Annotated in this window: 15 protein-coding genes; 7 read left to right on the top strand and 8 right to left on the bottom strand. The window is 62.4% G+C overall.

Translation table 11 applies throughout. The features are described 5' to 3' along the window. Nucleotides 1-117: 117 nt before the first annotated feature. Nucleotides 118-735, bottom strand: a complete 618-nt coding sequence (locus tag ACZ9BE_RS22685; protein ID WP_024014657.1) for a C40 family peptidase — start codon at nucleotides 733-735, stop codon at nucleotides 118-120. A 248-nt stretch (nucleotides 736-983) separates the two neighbouring features. Here ACZ9BE_RS22685 and ACZ9BE_RS22680 point away from each other — a divergent pair, with 248 nt between their 5' ends. Next, entirely contained in the window at nucleotides 984-1,418 is a 435-nt protein-coding gene (locus tag ACZ9BE_RS22680) for an NINE protein (RefSeq protein ID WP_016772734.1), read from the top strand. A gap of 83 nt (nucleotides 1,419-1,501) precedes the next feature. On the opposite strand, the gene ACZ9BE_RS22675 is transcribed toward ACZ9BE_RS22680, so the two are convergent. From ACZ9BE_RS22675 to gshB, 7 genes are all read right to left on the bottom strand, one after another. Beyond that, on the bottom strand, nucleotides 1,502-2,773 hold the full coding sequence (locus ACZ9BE_RS22675) for a dihydroorotase (RefSeq protein WP_150743563.1): 1,272 nt from the start codon (nucleotides 2,771-2,773) through the stop codon (nucleotides 1,502-1,504). After that, the gene (locus ACZ9BE_RS22670; RefSeq protein WP_016772736.1) at nucleotides 2,770-3,774 is read right to left on the bottom strand and encodes an aspartate carbamoyltransferase catalytic subunit; all 1,005 of its coding nucleotides are present in this window, start codon (nucleotides 3,772-3,774) and stop codon (nucleotides 2,770-2,772) included. The genes ACZ9BE_RS22675 and ACZ9BE_RS22670 overlap by 4 nt, the downstream gene beginning before the upstream one ends. A 27-nt stretch (nucleotides 3,775-3,801) precedes the next feature. After that, complete coding sequence (gene pyrR / locus ACZ9BE_RS22665) at nucleotides 3,802-4,308, bottom strand: bifunctional pyr operon transcriptional regulator/uracil phosphoribosyltransferase PyrR (protein WP_016772737.1); 507 nt, start codon at nucleotides 4,306-4,308, stop codon at nucleotides 3,802-3,804. Nucleotides 4,309-4,389: 81 nt separating this feature from the next. After that, entirely contained in the window at nucleotides 4,390-4,827 is a 438-nt protein-coding gene (gene ruvX / locus ACZ9BE_RS22660; protein ID WP_041476809.1) for a Holliday junction resolvase RuvX, read from the bottom strand. Then, nucleotides 4,827-5,399 (bottom strand): YqgE/AlgH family protein, encoded by a 573-nt coding sequence (locus ACZ9BE_RS22655; RefSeq protein WP_476249963.1) that lies wholly within the window; start codon nucleotides 5,397-5,399, stop codon nucleotides 4,827-4,829. Before ACZ9BE_RS22655 ends, ruvX begins: the two co-directional genes overlap by 1 nt. Nucleotides 5,400-5,534: 135 nt before the next feature. Further along, a complete protein-coding gene (locus ACZ9BE_RS22650) occupies nucleotides 5,535-6,434 on the bottom strand; it encodes an energy transducer TonB (protein WP_406227785.1) in 900 nt (299 codons plus the stop codon). A gap of 142 nt (nucleotides 6,435-6,576) precedes the next feature. After that, nucleotides 6,577-7,548, bottom strand: coding sequence for a glutathione synthase (gene gshB / locus ACZ9BE_RS22645; RefSeq protein ID WP_476249962.1), 972 nt, complete (start codon nucleotides 7,546-7,548; stop codon nucleotides 6,577-6,579). Between the two features lie 225 nt (nucleotides 7,549-7,773). On the opposite strand from gshB, the gene pilG reads away from it, so the two are divergent. The 6 genes from pilG (at nucleotide 7,774) to ACZ9BE_RS22615 (ending at nucleotide 17,797) form a co-directional block, all read left to right on the top strand. Then, nucleotides 7,774-8,178 carry a twitching motility response regulator PilG gene (gene pilG, locus ACZ9BE_RS22640; RefSeq protein WP_016772743.1) on the top strand — a complete coding sequence of 135 codons (405 nt, stop codon included), beginning with the start codon at nucleotides 7,774-7,776 and terminating at the stop codon, nucleotides 8,176-8,178. 60 nt (nucleotides 8,179-8,238) lie between these two features. Further along, nucleotides 8,239-8,604: a twitching motility response regulator PilH gene (pilH, locus tag ACZ9BE_RS22635; protein WP_016772744.1), complete on the top strand. Its 366-nt coding sequence runs from the start codon at nucleotides 8,239-8,241 to the stop codon at nucleotides 8,602-8,604. A 10-nt stretch (nucleotides 8,605-8,614) separates the two neighbouring features. Next, complete coding sequence (locus ACZ9BE_RS22630) at nucleotides 8,615-9,154, top strand: chemotaxis protein CheW (RefSeq protein WP_476249961.1); 540 nt, start codon at nucleotides 8,615-8,617, stop codon at nucleotides 9,152-9,154. Between the two features lie 210 nt (nucleotides 9,155-9,364). Beyond that, nucleotides 9,365-11,413: a methyl-accepting chemotaxis protein gene (locus ACZ9BE_RS22625; protein WP_476249960.1), complete on the top strand. Its 2,049-nt coding sequence runs from the start codon at nucleotides 9,365-9,367 to the stop codon at nucleotides 11,411-11,413. An 11-nt stretch (nucleotides 11,414-11,424) separates the two neighbouring features. Continuing rightward, a complete protein-coding gene (locus ACZ9BE_RS22620) occupies nucleotides 11,425-17,334 on the top strand; it encodes an Hpt domain-containing protein (protein ID WP_476249959.1) in 5,910 nt (1,969 codons plus the stop codon). Continuing rightward, nucleotides 17,327-17,797: a chemotaxis protein CheW gene (locus ACZ9BE_RS22615; protein WP_056786406.1), complete on the top strand. Its 471-nt coding sequence runs from the start codon at nucleotides 17,327-17,329 to the stop codon at nucleotides 17,795-17,797. The genes ACZ9BE_RS22620 and ACZ9BE_RS22615 overlap by 8 nt, the downstream gene beginning before the upstream one ends. Nucleotides 17,798-18,054: the final 257 nt, after the last annotated feature.

Below are 18,054 nucleotides of genomic sequence, written 5' to 3'. Positions count from 1 at the left end.
GCAGGCTCGCTCCCACATCAAACCGCATTCCTTCAGCTGGAATGCATTCTTCTGTGGGAGCGAGCCTGCTCGCGAAAAGGCCGGTACTGCTGAAGCTGATTCAGGAGATCAAACAGCTCAGCGCTGGACTACGCGCAGCTGCTGTTGTTCTTTCGGCAATACGCGCTTGGCCACGACGTAATGCTTTTCCCAGTACGGCTTGTTCAGCGTGTCGATGCTCACCGCTTTGCCACGGCGCGGGGCGTGGATGAAGCGGTCGTTGCCCAGGTAGATGGCAACGTGGTTGACCCGACGGCTCTTGATGTTGAAGAAAATCAGATCGCCCGGCTTCAGATCCTTGCGCTCGACTTTCTCGCCGTGACCGCTGGCCATGGCATTGGAGGTGCGTGGCAGGTCGAAAGTAGCGTCGTTGAACGCGTATTTCACCAGACCGCTGCAATCGAAGCCTTTACTTGGGCTGCTGCCGCCCCAACGATAAGGTGTACCGAGGACGTTTACCGCACGGCTCAGCACATTGCTGCTTTCCTTGCTCGCCATCGGTGGCACCAGCTTGCTGCGGCTCTTGCTGCTCAGCGTGGTGGTCTTGCTCTTGCTGCTTTTGCTCGATGGAGCCGAAGCATGGGATTTAGGGGTGAAGCCGTTGACGTTGGGAAGACGTTGCTCACGATTGGTGGCGTGGGCGGCCAGTGGCATTAATAGGCAAATGGTCAGCCATGTCTTGAAAAATGGTCGCATTAGGCGTGGCTCATAAGTGATAGCGCGCAACTTTATAACAGCTTTTTTTGCCGTTCCGAGGCCGTTCATCGATTCATTCGGCTGGCTACGGAACCAAAAACGCTCAAAAAGTACGCAATTGTCCGACAGAAGTCAGGTTCTACAAGGGTTTCGCGCTAGCAACGGTAACATTTGCCATACGTCGGCCACCTGTAAAAAAGTCACAAAGAAATGAAGAATATTTATCTATCGAGTGCAATGAGGTCTTAATGAACAGCTATCAGCTACCCCGCGTGAAAGAAAAAGACACTCACAGCAAAGTCATCGGCTACCTGCTGTGGATTTTCGGATTCACTGGCGCGCACCGCTTTTATTACGGCAAACCGGTGACCGGGACGATCTGGTTCTTCACCTTCGGTTTGCTGGGGATTGGCTGGCTGATCGACCTGTTTCTGATCCCGGCGATGGATCGCGAAGCGGACCTGCGCTTTGCCGCCGGGCCGATCGAGTACAACGTCGCGTGGATTCTGCTGACCTTCCTCGGTGTGTTCGGCGTGCACCGGATGTATCAGGGCAAATGGATCAGCGGCTTGCTGTATCTGCTGACCGGCGGGTTGTTCTTTATTGGCGTGCTGTATGACTTCTGGACGCTGAACGATCAGGTGTCGGTGCGCAACGCGCAGAATCGCGGCGCCTTCCAGTAAGCTTTCGCGAGCAGGCTCGCTCCCACAGGAATCACCGCAATACCTGTGGGAGCGAGCCTGCTCGCGAAGGGGTCAACTGGCTATCAAGCCTGGTGCGTAATCCGCCCATCTACCAGCGTATAGCGCACCACGCCCGGCAGACTGTGGCCGATGAACGGGCAGTTCTCGCCCTTCGACAGCCAGTGTTCACCGGCCACCGTCGAAGACTTCGGATCGAACAGCACGATATCCGCCGCGCCGCCTACCGCCAGTTTGCCCGCCGGCAGGCGCAGCGCTTCGGCCGGGCCTGCGCTCAACCGAGCCAATAGCGTCGGCAAGTCGAGCAAACCATCCTCAACCAGCGTCATCGCCAGCGGCAGCAGCAACTCAACACTGCTGATGCCCGGCTCGGTGGCGCCGAACGGGGCCAGTTTGGCGTCGCGCTCGTGGGGCTGGTGATGGCTGGAAATGGCCGAGACCACCCCGGACTTCACTGCCTCACGCAGGCCATCGCGATCGGCGCGGGTGCGCAGCGGCGGTTGCACGTGGTAGAGGCTGTTGAAGTCGATCAGCGCTTCGTCAGTCAGGATCAGCTGATACAGCGCAACATCCGCCGTTACCTTCAAGCCACGGGCCTGGGCCTGGGCAATCAGCGCCACACCGCGCGCACTGGTCAGCTGGCTGAAATGCGCACGCACGCCGGTCTGCTCGACCAGCAGCAGATCGCGAGCCAGCGCCACGGTTTCGGCGGTTTCCGGGATGCCCGGCAGGCCAAGGAAACTGGCGACCGCGCCTTCGTGGGCCAGACCGCCCTCGGCCAGATCGTGATCCTGCGAGTTGAAGATCACCGTCAGGTCGAAAGTCGCTGCGTATTCCAGCGCCCGGCACAGGGTGCGGCTGTTGCGGAAGCTTTCCAGACCGTTGCCGAACGCCACGCAACCGGCGTCGCGCAGCGCGACCAGTTCGGCCAATTGCTCGCCATCAAGACCTTTGCTCAGCGCGCCAATCGGGAACACCTTGGTGTTGCCCGCCTCGCGGGCGCGGTCGAGGATCAGTTCGGCGACGGCTGAGGTGTCGAGCACCGGTCTGGTCTTCGGCGGGCAGCACAGGCTGGTCACACCACCGGCAGCGGCGGCGCGGGTTTCGCTGACGATCGAGCCTTTGCGGCTGTAGCCCGGCTCGCGCAGGGCAACGTTGAGGTCGACCAGGCCAGGCGCGGCGACCAGACCTTGGGCATCGATGGTTTCCACTGCGCTGAAACCGGCCGGTGCGGCGCCGAGGGCGACGATCTTGCAAGCTTCAACGTGGATGTCGGTGATTTGATCCAGGCCGCTGCTGGGATCGATAACGCGTGCGCCGAGAATGCTGAGCTTCACTGGGCGTTCTCCTGCTCGAATTGACGTTGCGCAGTCTGCCCGCTCATGGCCATGGACAGCACGGCCATACGAATCGCGATGCCGTAGGTCACTTGATTGAGGATCACCGAGTGCGGGCCGTCGGCCACCGCCGACTCGATCTCCACGCCACGGTTGATCGGCCCCGGGTGCATGACGATGCAATCGGGTTTGGCCCCGGCCAGACGTGCGGTGGTCAGGCCGAACAGGCGGTAGAACTCGCCTTCGCTGGGCAGCAGGCCGCCGGTCATGCGCTCGCGCTGCAGGCGCAGCATGATCACCACGTCGACGTCCTTGAGGCCTTCAGCCATGTCGGTGTAGACCTTGACGCCGTATTGCTCGATGCCGATCGGCAGCAGGGTTTTCGGCGCGATCACGCGGATATCCGGGCAGCCGAGGGTTTTCAGCGCGAGCATGTTCGAGCGCGCCACCCGCGAATGCAGGATGTCGCCGACGATCGCCACCGAGAGGTTTTCGAAACCGCCCTTGTGCCGACGGATGGTGAGCATGTCGAGCATGCCTTGGGTCGGGTGCGCATGCCGGCCGTCGCCGCCGTTGATGATCGCCACCTGCGGGCAGACATGCTCGGCGATGAAGTGCGCCGCGCCCGAGTCGCCGTGGCGCACGACGAACATGTCGGCAGCCATCGCTTCAAGGTTGCGCAAGGTATCGAGCAGCGTTTCGCCCTTGCTCGCCGACGATGTCGACACGTTCAGGGTGATCACGTCTGCCGACAACCGTTGGGCCGCCAGTTCAAACGTGGTGCGGGTGCGCGTGGAGTTTTCGAAGAACACGTTGCACACGGTCTTGCCGCGCAGCAACGGGACTTTCTTCACCGCCCGGGCGCCGACTTCAAGGAACGAGTCGGCAGTGTCGAGGATTTCCGTCAGCAACTCGCGGCGCAGGCCGTCGAGCGAGAGGAAGTGGCGCAGCTGGCCCTGATCATTGAGCTGCAGCGGGCGCTTGGTATCTAGAGGCGTCATCGCGAGGGGGACTCTCAATAGGGCGGATTAAAGGGTGACGTCTTGCAGTTCGAGCGTCAGCGGCTCGGGGCCGGACAACTTGACCCGCTGGTTGCCGGCCAGGGTCAGGGTGGCGCCGACCACGTTGGGGCGGATCGGCAGCTCGCCGGCGTCCAGGTCCAGCAGGCAGACCAGGGTGACGCTGGCCGGGCGGCCGTAATCGAACAATTCATTCATCGCGGCGCGGATAGTCCGACCGCTCATCAGCACGTCGTCGATCAGCACCAGATGCTGGCCTTCGATCTCGAAGGGCAGGGCGGACGGGCGCACTTGCGGGTGAAGGCCATTCTGGCTGAAGTCATCGCGATAGAAGGACACATCCAGCGTGCCCAGTGGCGCATCGCTGTTCAGTTCCTTGAGCAGCGCCTGCGCGACCCAGATGCCGCCGGTGCGGATGCCGATGTAACGCGGTTCGCTGATGTCACGCTGGGCAAGGTGCGCCTTGAGGCGGGTCGCCATCTGGCTGATCAGATCGGCGGGATTGGGCAGGCTCATGGTTGCTCCTTCGTGATTCCGCGCTGCGTCCTGCCGGACGAAGCTCGGTTTATAACCAAAAGAAAAGCGCCGAAGCGCTTGTCAGGATTCAAACAATGCAGTGTTTTCATCGAGCCAGCCCTGCAGCAGCAGGGCAGCGGCGATGGCGTCCACCGGGTTGTCGCGGTAACTGCCTTTCTGCCCGCCACGCACCAGTCGCTCGCCCTTGGCTTCGAAAGTGGTCAGGCGTTCGTCGTGGGTATAGAAGGGCAGGTTGTAGCGGCCGTTGAGGCGGCGGGCGAATTTCTCGGCGCGCACGCACATGTCGCTCGGCGTGCCGTCCATGTTCAGCGGCAGGCCGACCACCACGGCGTCGGGTTTCCATTCTTTTATCAGCGCTTCGACCTGATCCCAGTTCGGCACGCCGTTCTGCGCTTTCAAAGTGCACAGCTCGCGGGCCTGGCCGGTGATGACCTGGCCGACCGCGACGCCGATCTGTTTGGTGCCGTAGTCGAAGCCGAGAATCAGGCGCAGGGCCATCAGGCGTGACCTGCCTGGCTGGTGAGCAGATTGAGATCGATGCCCAGATGCCGCGCTGCCGCTTCCAGGCGCAATTCGCTGCGGGTGTTGAAGAGGATGTCGGCGTTGAACGGGCAGGTCAGCCAGGCGTTGTCGGCCAGTTCGGCTTCCAGTTGCCCGGCTTCCCAGCCGGCGTAACCGAGGGTGATCAGGCTCTGCGAGGGGCCGACGCCGTCAGCGATGGCGAACAGCACGTCCTGCGAAGTCGACAGGGCCAGGTCGCCGTCCAGCTGCGCCGTGGCCTGGAAGGTCTGGCCCGCCGGGTGCAGGACGAAACCGCGATCGGTCTGCACCGGCCCGCCGATGAAGATCGGCACATCCTGGCAGCGTGCCGGCGGCTCGATGTCCGGGCGCAGCTGTTCGAGGATGTCGGCCAGGTTCAAGTCTTGCGGCCTGTTGACCACCAGCCCCATCGCGCCATTGGCCGTGTGCTCGACGATGTAGGTCAAGGTGTGGGCAAAGTTCGGGTCGGCCATGTGTGGCATGGCGATCAGGAAGTGATGCTTGAGGTAGCTGGGGCTGACGTTTTTCATGAGCGCTAGTGTGGCGTCGAAGGGGCAAACTGACAAGCTGAGGCTTTAAAAGATCGCAGCCTTCGGCAGCTCCTACAGGGTGTACGCAGGCCCACTGTAGGAGCTGCCGAAGGCTGCGATCTTTTGATTTTGCTCTTAATTGCTTGAGAGCTTGTCGCCCCGGGCAAATTTCCAGGTGCGGATGATTTCCAGGCGGTCGATGTCCGACAGATCGCCGGTAAACGGTGCAAACGGCGCGGCCAGGCGGACGATGCGCTGCGCCGCCTGATCGAGCAGCGGCTGGCCGGAGGATTCCAGCACCAGCACCTCATACAGCGAACCGTCGCGGTTGATCGAGACCATCAGGCGCAAATTGCCGTAGATCTGCTTGCGCCGTGCTTCTTCGGGATAGTTGAGGTTGCCGATGCGCTCGACCTTCTTGCGCCAGTCGTCCTTGTACCAGGCGCCCTTGTCGCGCATGGTCGAGGCCGCGCTCAAACGGTGGATGCGCGGGCGTTTGGCGTACAGCTGTTGTTCCTTGGCCAGCTCCGCCTCGAGGCTGGCGATGTCGCTGGACAACTGCGAGCTGTCGAACACCGGCGCGTCGACGGTCGGTTTGACCTCGGTTTTGCTTTCTTCTTTCTTGGTCGGCGCCTTTTTCGGTTTCGGCGCGACGGTGGTCACCGCTGCCTTCGGTGCGGCTTCCTGCACCACTGGCTTGGCGGCGGGCGGCGGGGTGACCTTTTTGACCTGATTGTCCTGGAAAGGCGCGACTTCAGTGGTCTTGGGCAGGGCCTTCTTCTCGAGCGTGCCGCTGCCTTCCTGGTTTTCCTGAGCGAGAAAATCTGCCTTTTCCGGCTTCTTCTCGGCCTTGAAGGTGGCCAGGGTGATTTCCAGGGTTTTGCTGATCTGCTGCGGCTCGACCATGGTGAAGCCGACGCCGAGCAGCAGCGCCAGGTGAATCAGCGCCGCGAGAAACAGGGTAAAACCGAGGCGATCGGCCGGGCGCACGCCACGATGGGCGAGTTCAGCGGGCAGATCGGACGGGAGGGTCATGACAGAAAAACCAACATCGCGTTTTCATGGGCCCGGCATGATAACGCAATGTTGGTTTTTAGCTGCAAGTGACATAGAAGCAAGCGACGAGCCGCAAGCTTCAAGCTTCAAGCTTCAAGCTTCAAGCTGACGCGGGCCGGCTTCAAGCTTGTGGCTTGCGGCTCGAAGCTTGCAGCTGCTTTTCGATCGCATCCATCAGCATGCCGCCGATATCGGTGCCGAACGCATTGTCGATTTCGCGGATGCAGGTCGGGCTGGTGACGTTGATTTCGGTCAGGTGCTCGCCGATCACGTCGAGGCCGACAAACAGCAGGCCTTTCTCGCGCAAGGTCGGGCCGACCTGGGCGGCGATCCAGCGATCCTTCTCGGTCAGCGGACGCGCTTCGCCACGGCCACCGGCGGCGAGGTTGCCACGGGTTTCGCCCAGCGCCGGAATCCGCGCCAGGCAGTAATCCACCGGCTCGCCATCGATCATCAGGATGCGCTTGTCGCCATCGACGATCGCCGGCAGGTAACCCTGAATCATGATCTGCTGCTTGCCGTGCAGGGTCAGGGTTTCGAGGATTACCGAGAGGTTCGGGTGGCCGGCGGTGTGGCGGAAGATCGACGAACCGCCCATGCCGTCCAGCGGCTTGAGGATCACGTCACCGTGATGGTCGGCGAACTCACGCAATACGTCCGGGCGGCGGCTGACGATGGTCGGCGGCGTGCACTGCGGAAACAGCGTAGCGAACAGCTTTTCATTGCAGTCGCGCAGGCTCTGCGGCTTGTTCACCACCAGCACGCCGGCGGCTTCGGCCTGTTCCAGCAAGTAAGTGGAGTAGACGAACTCCATGTCGAACGGCGGATCCTTGCGCATCAGGATCACGTCCAGGTCGCTTAGCAGCTTGTCCTGTTCGGCGTCCAGCTCGAACCATTTGTCCGGGTTGGCGAAGACTTTCAGCGGGCTCATCCGCGCCCGCGCATGGCCTTCGGCCTGATACAGGTCTTTCTGTTCCATGTAGAACAGTTCCCAGCCACGCTTCTGCGCGGCCAGCAGCATGGCCAGCGAGCTATCCTTTTTATAGGAGATGCTGGCGATAGGGTCCATGACAATCCCGACGCGAACGCTCATTGGGTTTTCCTCGAAATTTGGCTACCGGATCGGTATTGAAAAAGTGCCGCCAGAGTGGCGCCGGGCGGGTTTCGGGTCAAGGAAAAACCCGTCGATAGATTGCATCTGGAGACTGTGCTAAAAAGGCTGGCAGATCGCGCCGCCCCATGGGTTTCAAGGGTTTCAGGCCATTATTCACAGCAAAACGGACAATTTGATTCGCAAAGGCGACGGTAGAACCCTCTTATGGAACAGCAGTCCAGCGCCTTGAAGGTCATGGTGATCGACGACTCGAAAACGATTCGCCGCACCGCCGAAACATTGTTGAAGAATGTCGGTTGCGAAGTGATCACCGCCATCGACGGTTTCGACGCGCTGGCGAAGATTGCCGACCACCATCCCGGGATCATCTTTGTCGACATCATGATGCCGCGTCTGGACGGTTATCAGACCTGCGCCCTGATCAAGAACAACAGCGCCTTCAAGGCGACGCCGGTGATCATGCTGTCGTCCAGGGACGGTCTGTTCGACAAGGCCAAGGGGCGGATTGTCGGCTCTGATCAATTTCTGACCAAGCCGTTCAGCAAAGAAGAACTGCTCAACGCGATCCAGGCCCATGTTCCGGGCTTCGCCGCCGTTTTGCCGCAGTAAGACACGCACAGTGACGCTCGGCCAGCGGGCCGGCAGTCGACCAGAAAAATGGGGAAGACCATGGCACGTATCCTGATCGTCGATGATTCGCCGACTGAAATGTACAAACTCACCGGCATGCTCGAAAAGCACGGCCATGAAGTGCTCAAGGCCGAGAACGGCGCCGACGGCGTGGCCCTGGCCCGTCAGGAAAAACCCGACGCGGTGCTGATGGACATCGTCATGCCGGGCCTCAACGGTTTTCAGGCGACCCGGCAGTTGACCAAGGATGCCGACACGGCGCACATCCCGGTGATCATCATCACCACCAAGGATCAGGAAACCGACAAGGTCTGGGGCACCCGCCAGGGCGCCAAGGATTACCTGACCAAACCGGTCGACGAAGACACCCTGATCAAGACCCTGAACAACGTCCTCAACGGCTGATCGCGCGATCATGAACGAATCGCTGACCGCGTTCGAACTGCTCTGGCAGATCGACCAGCGCTGCCGCCTGCTGGCAGCGGACCTGCCGTCGCAAGCGGCGCGCCCGGATCGCTGGAGCGGCATCGGCTTTCGCCTCGGCGAGCATTGGTATGTGGCGCCGATGGGCGAAGTCAGCGAAGTCCTGCATGAACCGCGCTTCACCCAGTTGCCCGGGGTCAAGCCGTGGGTCAAGGGTGTGGCCAATCTGCGCGGGCGGCTGCTGCCGATCATGGACCTGTGCGGGTTCTTCGGCCATGAACTGTCGCCGCTGCGCAAACAACGGCGGGTATTGGTGGTGGAACATGAAGACGTGTTCGCCGGGATGATGGTCGACGAAGTCATCGGCTTGCAGCATTTCGAGCAGGGCAGTTTCGAGCCGCTGTCGATCAGCAAGCGCCAGGGCTCCAAGGCCGAATTCGTCAAAGGCTATTTCCGCCGTGAACAGAACTGGCGGGTGTTCAGCCTGTTCGCACTGGCCAGGTCTCCGGTGTTCATGGGTGTGGCTCTATAGCACGAACAACAGAACCCATGTGGACGCGGGCCATGTGGCGAGGGGATTTATCCCCGTTGGGTCGCGCAGCGGCCGCAAAAACTGCAATGCCTGACACCGTCAGCGCATGCGATATTTTTGCGACTGCTTCGCAGCCGAACGGGGATAAATCCCCTCGCCAGCAAGGTTCGCTCCCACAAGGGCCATGGCAGGTTTCATAGGCGAGGACCGATGACAAAAGCAAAAACAGGCAAGTCGGCAGAAGCATCGCGCAGTCGCGCACAGATCATCGTGCTGTTTATCGCACTGATCGTGTTCATCATGCTGCTGTTCGCCAACTTCGCGTACCTCAACACCCAGTCGAACTACGACAAGCAGTACATCGGCCATGCCGGCGAACTGCGCGTGCTCTCGCAACGCATCGCCAAGAACGCCACCGAAGCGGCGGCGGGCAAGGCGGCCGCCTTCAAACTGCTCAGTGATGCGCGCAACGATTTTGCCCAGCGCTGGGGCTACCTGAAGAAGGGTGACCCGAACACCGGCCTGCCGCCGGCACCCGTCGCCGTGCGCCCGGAAATGCGCGCGGTGCAGATGGACTGGGAGCGCCTGTTGAAAAACACCGATGCGATCCTCAGCAGCGAACAGACCGTGCTGTCGCTGCATCAAGTCGCCGCAACGCTGGCCGAAACCGTACCGCAGTTGCAGATCGAATACGAAAAAGTCGTGGAAATCCTCCTCCAGCGCGGCGCTCCGGCGGCGCAGGTAGCGATGGCGCAACGGCAATCGTTGCTTGCCGAACGCATCCTCGGTGCCGTCAACACCGTGCTCGCCGGTGACGAAAATTCACAGCAGGCCGCCGACGCCTTTGGCCGCGATGCCGCGCGTTTCGGCCTGGTGCTTAACGGCATGTTGCAAGGCAACCCGGCGCTGAAAATCAGCCAGGTCGAGGACCGCGACGCCCGCGCCCGTTTGAGCGAAATTTCCGAGCTGTTCCAGTTCGTTTCCGGCTCCGTGGATGAAATCCTCGAAACCTCGCCAGAGCTGTTCAAGGTGCGCGAATCGGCGAGCAACATCTTCACCCTGTCGCAAACCCTGCTCGACGAAGCCTCACACCTTGCTACAGGTTTCGAGCATCTGGCCGGCGGGCGCAACACCGACACCATTGGCGGCTATGTGCTGGGCCTGCTGGCGCTGGCCTCGATCATCCTCATCGGTCTGGTCATGGTCCGCGAAACCAATCGCCAGTTGCGTGAAACCGCCGAGAAGAACGAGCGCAACCAGAACGCGATCATGCGCCTGCTCGACGAAATCGAAGACCTCGCCGATGGCGACCTCACCGTGACCGCTTCAGTGACCGAAGACTTCACCGGCACCATCGCCGACTCGATCAACTATTCCGTCGACCAATTGCGTGATCTGGTAGCCACCATCAACCTCACCGCCGGCCAGGTTGCCGCCGCTGTGCAGGAAACCCAGGCCACCGCCATGCATCTGGCCCAAGCGTCTGAGCAACAGGCCCAGCAGATTTCCGAAGCCTCGACAGCGATCAGCGACATGGCCGAGTCCATCGATCAGGTCTCGGCCAACGCTGCCGAATCGTCGGCGGTGGCCGAGCGTTCCGTGGAAATCGCCAACAAGGGCAACGAGGTGGTGCACAACACCATCCACGGCATGGACAACATCCGCGAACAGATTCAGGACACCGCCAAGCGCATCAAGCGCCTCGGCGAGTCGTCCCAGGAAATCGGCGACATCGTCAGCCTGATCGACGACATCGCCGACCAGACCAACATCCTCGCCCTCAACGCGGCGATCCAGGCATCGATGGCCGGCGACGCCGGGCGCGGTTTTGCCGTGGTTGCCGACGAAGTGCAACGGCTGGCCGAACGTTCATCCGCCGCGACCCGGCAGATCGAAACCCTGGTGCGGGCGATTCAGGCCGACACCAATGAAGCGGTGATTTCCATGGAACAGACCACCACCGAAGTGGTGCGCGGCGCGCGACTGGCGCAGGATGCCGGTGTGGCCCTGGAAGAAATCGAAGGCGTATCCAAGACCCTCGCGGCGCTGATCCAGAGCATTTCCAACGCGGCGCAGCAGCAGACCTCTTCGGCCGGACAGATCTCGCTGACGATGAACGTGATCCAGCAGATCACCTCGCAGACTTCGTCGGGGTCCACGGCCACCGCCGAGAGCATCGGCAACCTGGCGAAAATGGCCAGTCAGTTGCGCCGTTCGGTGTCCGGTTTCACCTTGCCGGCGGCGACAGATAAAGCGTGAGTGGAGTGGTTATGGGTGATCGGCACGACTACGTGGCCCTGGAATGGGTCAAGGGCGAAATTGCCGAAACGCTGAAGCTGGCGCATCAGGCGATTGAGGCCGTGCTCGACGATCCGCAGGCCTTCCCCGGGCTGGACGAATGTCTGGCGTACATTCATCAGGTCCACGGCAGTCTGCAAATGGTCGAGTTCTACGGCGCAGCGTTGCTCGCCGAAGAAATGGAGCATCTGGTCGAAGCCCTGCAACATCAACGCGTGCCACACCGCGACGAGGCCTTGCACCTGCTGCTGCAAGCCCTGGGGCAACTGCCGCTTTACCTTGACCGCGTGCAGAGCGCCCGCCGCGACCTGCCGCTGGTGGTGTTGCCGCTGATCAACGATTTGCGCAGCGCCCGTGGTGAAAGCCTGTTGGCGGAAACCAGTCTGTTCAGCCCGCCACTGCCCGAGCTGGCGCTGCTTGGCGACGGGGCACTCGCCGCGCTGGAACCGCCCGATCTGCCGAACGTGCTGCGCAAACTGCGGCAGATGCTGCAAATGGCTCTGGTCGGTCTGCTGCGCGAACAGGACGACCAGACGCACCTTGGCTATCTGGCCAAAGTCTTCAGCCGTCTCGAAGCGCTGAGCGGCGATGCGCCGTTGAGCCCTTTGTGGCAAATCGCCTCGGCATTGGTCGAGGGCATGCGCGAGGGCGTCATCGCCAACAGTCCGGCGCTGCGCAGCCTGTTCAAGGACACCGACCAAGAGCTCAAGCGCCTGCTCGAGCAGGGCATCGTCGGGCTCAATCAGCCGGCGCCGGCCGAGCTGCTGAAAAGCCTGTTGTTCTATATTGCCAAAGCCGAACATCCCACCGGGCAGATGCTGACCATGAAAGATCACTACTCCCTGGACGACGCGTTGCCCGACAGCGCGATGGTCGATGAAGAACGCGCACGCCTCGCCGGCCCCGACCGCGATGCCATGCGCTCGGTGCTGGCGGCGCTGTGCGAAGAGCTGGTGCGGGTCAAGGAGCGCCTCGATCTGTTCGTGCGCAGTGACCGCCAGCACGCCTCGGATCTGGACAGCCTGCTCGCGCCGCTGCGGCAGATTGCCGACACCCTCGCGGTGCTTGGTTTCGGCCAGCCGCGCAAAGTCATCATCGACCAACTGGCAGTGGTGCTCAGCCTCGCCCAAGGCCAGCGCGAACCGAACGACGCGATCCTCATGGACGTCGCCGGGGCCTTGCTCTACGTCGAAGCGACGCTGGCCGGCATGGTCGGCACGGTGGAGACGCAAAGCGCCGAAGACGCGCGCCTGCCGACCACCGACCTGACGCAGATCCATCAGATCGTGATCAAGGAAGCGCGCATCTGCCTGCAACAGGCCAAGGACATGATCGTCGATTACATCGACGCCGATTGGGACCGCCAGCATCTGCAACCGCTGCCCGAACTGCTGACGCAGGTGCGCGGCGCGCTGGCGATGATTCCGCTGGCCCGCGCGGCGAGTCTGGTCGAGGCCTGCAACGGTTTCATTCGCGAGCATTTGATGCTCGATGCCCACGAACCGGGCTGGGAACAACTCGATCATCTGGCCGATGTGATCAGCAGCCTGGAGTATTACCTCGAACGCCTGAGCGACGACCCGCAGGCGCCCGCCGAGCATCTGCTCGATGTCGCGCAAAACAGCCTCGCCAGCCTCGGCTTCTTCGCTAACGAGCAGCCCGGCGAAGCGCAAGTGCCGTTGCTCGATGAGGTGCTCAGCCCCAGCGAAGCGCAGCTCATGCAGGATCTGCAAACCCTTGACGACCCTGACGTCGTGCAGTCGCTCGCCGAGGTGCTGGCCAGCCCGCTGTCGGCGCTCAACCCGCCGGCGCGCAACACCCCTGACAGCCTGATGCCGCCGCCGACCGATGAGGAACCGGTCGACGATGAACTGCGCGAAGTATTCCTCGAAGAGACCGACGAAGTCCTCGCGGTCCTCCACGAATACCTGCCGCGCTGGACCGCCAATCCCCAGGACCGCGCCGCCCTGATTGAGCTGCGTCGGGCCTTCCATACCTTGAAGGGCAGCGGGCGCATGGTCCGCGCGTTGGTCCTTGGCGAACTGGCCTGGGCCGTGGAAAACCTGCTCAACCGCGTGCTCGAACAAAGCGTCGAGCCCGGCGCAGTGCTGCGCCAATTGCTCGGCGACACGCTGTTGCTGCTGCCCGAGCTGATCAACGAATTCGCCACCCAGCGCCAGCGCCAGCGCAGCGATGTCGACCAACTCGCCGCCCGCGCCCACGCGTTGGCCAAAGGCGATGAGCCGCTGGCTGCCGAAGACACCGACGACGTCGCCGCGCTCGATCCGCTGCTGCTGGAAATCTTCCGCAAAGAAGCCGAAACCCACCTCGCCAGCCTCAACCGTTTCCTCGATCAGGCCGCCGAACAGGTGCCGTTGCCGGCCAGCGACGAGCTGCAACGCGCGCTGCACACGCTCAAAGGCAGTGCATCCATGGCCGGCGTATTGCCGATGGCCGAACTGGCGGCTTCACTGGATCAACTGGCTCGCGAGTTCAAGGCGCATCAGTTGCCGCTGGATCTGGACGAGGTCGAATTGCTGCTCGAAGCCGAGGGCTTGTTCCGCGTCGGCCTGCGTCAGCTCAAACACGATCCGCTGGCGCCGATTGTCGGTGCGCAGTCGCTGATCAAACGCACCGAGGCGCTGCTCGCCGAGCGCCTGCAAGCCAGCTCCGATGGCGCTGACAGCGGCCTGCGCCTCAAGCGCGATCCGCAACTGATCAACAACTTCCTCGCCCAGGGCATGGACATCCTCCTCGACGCCGAAAACCTTTTGCAGCGCTGGCAGCAACACCCCGGCGAACGCCAGGAACTCAGCGCCTTGCTCGATGAGCTGACCACTCTGGGCGAGGGCGCGCACCTTGCCGATCTGCTTCCGGTCGATGGCCTCTGCGAAGCTTTGCTCGACCTGTATGGCGCGGTGGAAGAAAGCAGCCTGGCGGTCAGTGAGCGGTTTTTCCACGAAGCGCAACTGGCCCACGAAGCGCTGATCAACATGCTCGACGAGCTCGCTGCCGGCCAGGAAATCACCGCGCGGCCGGAGCGGATTCGCGCCTTGCAGGATCTGCTTGACGAAGGTCTCGACCCGGCGGCGATGGGCCTGATCCGCAGCGACGGCAGCCGCACCCTGGATATTCGCGAACTGGGCAGCGCCACCGCGCAATTGCAGCAATCGGTTGCCGCCCTCGAACCTGACGACGAGATTGTCGAAATCTTCCTCGAAGAGGCGGTGGACATTCTCGACAGCGCCGGGCAAGCCTTGCAGCGCTGGCGCAAGGATCCGGACAACGCCGCGCCGCTGTCGTCATTGCAGCGCGACTTGCACACGCTGAAGGGCGGCGCGCGCATGGCCGAGGTCGAGGCCGTCGGCGACCTTGCCCAGGAACTGGAAAACCTCTACGAAGGGCTGGTCGATCGACGCTACAACCACAGCGCCGCGCTCGAAGGTTTGTTGCAGCACAGTCATGAGCGGTTGGCGCTGATGCTGGAGCAACTGCAAGCGCATCAAGCGCTGACCCCGGCGCAAGATCTGATCGACGCGATCCGTCAGTTGCGTCAGGGCCAGGCCGCCAGCGAATCTGCCCACGCAGCGGTCGAACATGACAACGCCGGGCATGATCCAGAGTTGCTGGAGATCTTCCTCGAAGAAGGTTTCGACATCATCGAAAGCTCCGGCGCCGCGCTGTTGCGCTGGCAGGCCGAGCCGGGCAACCGTCAGGAAATCGAAACCCTGCTGCGCGATCTACACACCCTCAAGGGTGGCGCGCGGATGGTCGAAATCGGCCCGATCGGCGACCTCGCCCATGAGCTGGAATTTCTCTACGAAAGTCTCTCTAGCGGTGCGCTGCAACCGTCTGCCGAACTGTTTGCGCTGGTGCAACGCGGCCATGACCGACTGGCGCAAATGCTCGATGGTGTGCGCGCCGGGCAACCGTGCCCGCCGGCCGATCGGCTGATCAACGCGATCCAGAATTTCAGTCACCCGGTGCAGGTTGAAGCGCCGCCGGCGCCGGCTCCAGTCATCAAGCCCGAGGCCGCGCCGCCGAGCGCCGATGCTGGCGCGGACATGGTCAAGGTCTCGTCCGAACTGCTCGATGAGCTGGTCAATCTGGCCGGGGAAACCTCGATCTTTCGTGGGCGAATCGAGCAGCAGGTCAACGATGCGCAGATTGCTCTCAACGAGATGGAAACCACCATCGAGCGCATGCGCGATCAGTTGCGCCGCCTCGACACCGAAACCCAGGGGCGCATTCTCAGCCGCCAGCAAGTCGATGGCGAACGCCTCGGTTATGAAGACTTCGATCCGCTGGAAATGGACCGCCATTCGCAGCTTCAGCAACTGTCGCGGGCGCTGTTCGAATCCGCCTCGGACCTGCTCGACCTCAAGGAAACCCTCGACCGCCGCAACCACGATGCGGAGAACCTGTTGCAGCAACAGGGGCGGATCAACACCGAATTGCAGGAAGGCCTGATGCGCACGCGCATGGTGCCGTTCGAACGCATGGTGCCGCGTCTGAAACGCATCGTTCGTCAGGTCGCCGAAGAGCTGGGCAAGGATGTCGCGTTCGTCGTCGGCAACGCTGATGGCGAGATGGATCGCAACGTGCTGGAGCGCATGGCCGCGCCGCTGGAACACATGCTGCGCAACGCCGTCGACCATGGCCTCGAACCCGCCGATGTGCGGCTGGCGGCAGGCAAACCGGCGCAAGGGCAGATCATCCTTGATCTGTCCCGCGAGGGCGGTGACATCGTTTTCGACATCCGCGACGACGGCGCCGGGGTGCCGCTGGAAGCCGTGCGGCGCAAGGCGATCAAACGCGGCTTGCTGGCGCCCGACGCCGAGATCAGCGACCGCGACGTGTTGCAGTTCATCCTTCAGCCGGGTTTCTCCACGGCGGAAAAGATCACCCAGATTTCCGGGCGTGGCGTCGGCATGGACGTGGTCCACGAAGAGGTGCGTCAGCTCGGCGGCAGCATGAGTATCGATTCGGTGCCGGGGCAGGGCGTGCATTTCCGCATTCGCCTGCCGTTCACCGTGTCGGTCAACCGCGCACTGATGGTGCAGTGCGGCGAGGATCAGTACGCGATTCCGCTGAACACCATCGAAGGCATCGTGCGCGTGTTGCCGAATGATCTGGAAGGGCATTTCCGTCACGATCCACCGAGCTATCAATACGGCGGCCAGCGGTATGAGCTGTGCTATCTCGGCGAGCTGTTGAAGACTGCGCCACGGCCAAAACTGCTCGGGCAGAACCTGCCGTTGCCGGTGCTGCTGGTGCATTGCAACGACCGCCACATTGCCGTGCTGGTCGACGCCATGGCCGGCACTCGCGAGATCGTGGTCAAGAGCCTCGGCCCGCAATTCGCGGCGGTGCAGGGCGTGTCGGGGGCGACGATTCTCGGCGACGGCCGGGTGGTGCTGATTCTGGATCTGCTCGCACCGATCCGCGCGATGCAGGCGCGCCTGGCGCAAGAGCCGGCGCGCACGGAGATCGACAGCGAACCGAACAAGCCGTTGCTGATTATGGTCGTCGATGACTCGGTAACGGTGCGCAAAGTCACCAGCCGTTTGCTCGAGCGCCACGGCATGAACGTGCTGACTGCCAAGGACGGCGTCGATGCGATGCTGCTGCTCGAAGAGCACCTGCCCGACCTGATGCTGCTCGACATCGAAATGCCGCGCATGGACGGCTTCGAAGTCGCCACCCAGGTGCGCGCCGACGAACGCCTGCGCCACTTGCCGATCATCATGATCACCTCGCGCACCGGGCAGAAACACCGCGACCGCGCCATGGCCATCGGCGTCAACGACTACCTCGGCAAGCCGTATCAGGAATCGGTGTTGCTGGAGAGCATCGCCCAGTGGAGCAAGAAACATGCATGAGCACCGGCACAACCCGCGCACCAGCCAGCTCACCGGGCTGTTGCTGCCGCTGGCCGATCGCAACCTGATCCTGCCCAATGTCGCCATCGCCGAGCTGATCGACTACCAGGCCAGCGCCTTCGATCTCGACACGCCGCCGTGGTACCTGGGCCGGGTAACGTGGCGCGAGCGGCAGATTCCGCTGATCAGTTTCGAATCGGCCTGCGGGCAGAAAATCGTCATCGGCGAACGGGCGCGGATCGTCATCCTGAATGCGCTGGGCGGCTTGCCGCAGCTCAGATTCATCGCCCTGTTGGTGCAGGGGATTCCTCGGTCGTACAAGCTCGACAGTCAGTTGAGTTACGTGGATGTGCCGTTGTGTGCGCTAGAGCAGGCGGCGGTGCAGGTCGGCGAGCAGGTGGCGAAGGTGCCGGATTTGTTGGGGCTGGAGCAGTTACTGGTGGATGCGGGATTGGCCCGCTGATCCAAGGCTTTCGCTTGATCGTTGCCACGCGCTGCGTGGGAATGCAGCCCGGGACGCTCCGCGTCCCATCAAGAGCCGAACGCGGAGCGTCCGTGGAGGCATTCCCACGCAGAGCGTGGGAACGATCAAAAGCCCCTCACCCCAGCCCTCTCCCAAAGGGAGAGGGAGCCGACCGGGGTGTCTCGCGTCCTACATCGACCTGGAATGACCGAGTCGATTATGGATTCACTACAACGGGTTCAGGTCAGCGTCATTCC

It is taken from the genome of Pseudomonas sp. TE9122 (assembly GCF_056278925.1).
This window is presented reverse-complemented; position numbering and strand designations above follow the sequence as displayed.

Bases quoted from the DNA above. Each gene is read 5' to 3' on its own strand.
- ACZ9BE_RS22685 (WP_024014657.1), bottom strand. From the start codon at position 735: ATGCGACCATTTTTCAAGACATGGCTGACCATTTGCCTATTAATGCCA.
- ACZ9BE_RS22680 (WP_016772734.1), top strand. From the start codon at position 984: ATGAACAGCTATCAGCTACCCCGCGTGAAAGAAAAAGACACTCACAGC.
- ACZ9BE_RS22670 (WP_016772736.1), bottom strand. From the start codon at position 3,774: ATGACGCCTCTAGATACCAAGCGCCCGCTGCAGCTCAATGATCAGGGC.
- pyrR (WP_016772737.1), bottom strand. From the start codon at position 4,308: ATGAGCCTGCCCAATCCCGCCGATCTGATCAGCCAGATGGCGACCCGC.
- ruvX (WP_041476809.1), bottom strand. From the start codon at position 4,827: ATGGCCCTGCGCCTGATTCTCGGCTTCGACTACGGCACCAAACAGATC.
- ACZ9BE_RS22655 (WP_476249963.1), bottom strand. From the start codon at position 5,399: ATGAAAAACGTCAGCCCCAGCTACCTCAAGCATCACTTCCTGATCGCC.
- ACZ9BE_RS22650 (WP_406227785.1), bottom strand. From the start codon at position 6,434: ATGACCCTCCCGTCCGATCTGCCCGCTGAACTCGCCCATCGTGGCGTG.
- gshB (WP_476249962.1), bottom strand. From the start codon at position 7,548: ATGAGCGTTCGCGTCGGGATTGTCATGGACCCTATCGCCAGCATCTCC.
- pilG (WP_016772743.1), top strand. From the start codon at position 7,774: ATGGAACAGCAGTCCAGCGCCTTGAAGGTCATGGTGATCGACGACTCG.
- pilH (WP_016772744.1), top strand. From the start codon at position 8,239: ATGGCACGTATCCTGATCGTCGATGATTCGCCGACTGAAATGTACAAA.
- ACZ9BE_RS22630 (WP_476249961.1), top strand. From the start codon at position 8,615: ATGAACGAATCGCTGACCGCGTTCGAACTGCTCTGGCAGATCGACCAG.
- ACZ9BE_RS22625 (WP_476249960.1), top strand. From the start codon at position 9,365: ATGACAAAAGCAAAAACAGGCAAGTCGGCAGAAGCATCGCGCAGTCGC.
- ACZ9BE_RS22620 (WP_476249959.1), top strand. From the start codon at position 11,425: ATGGGTGATCGGCACGACTACGTGGCCCTGGAATGGGTCAAGGGCGAA.
- ACZ9BE_RS22615 (WP_056786406.1), top strand. From the start codon at position 17,327: ATGCATGAGCACCGGCACAACCCGCGCACCAGCCAGCTCACCGGGCTG.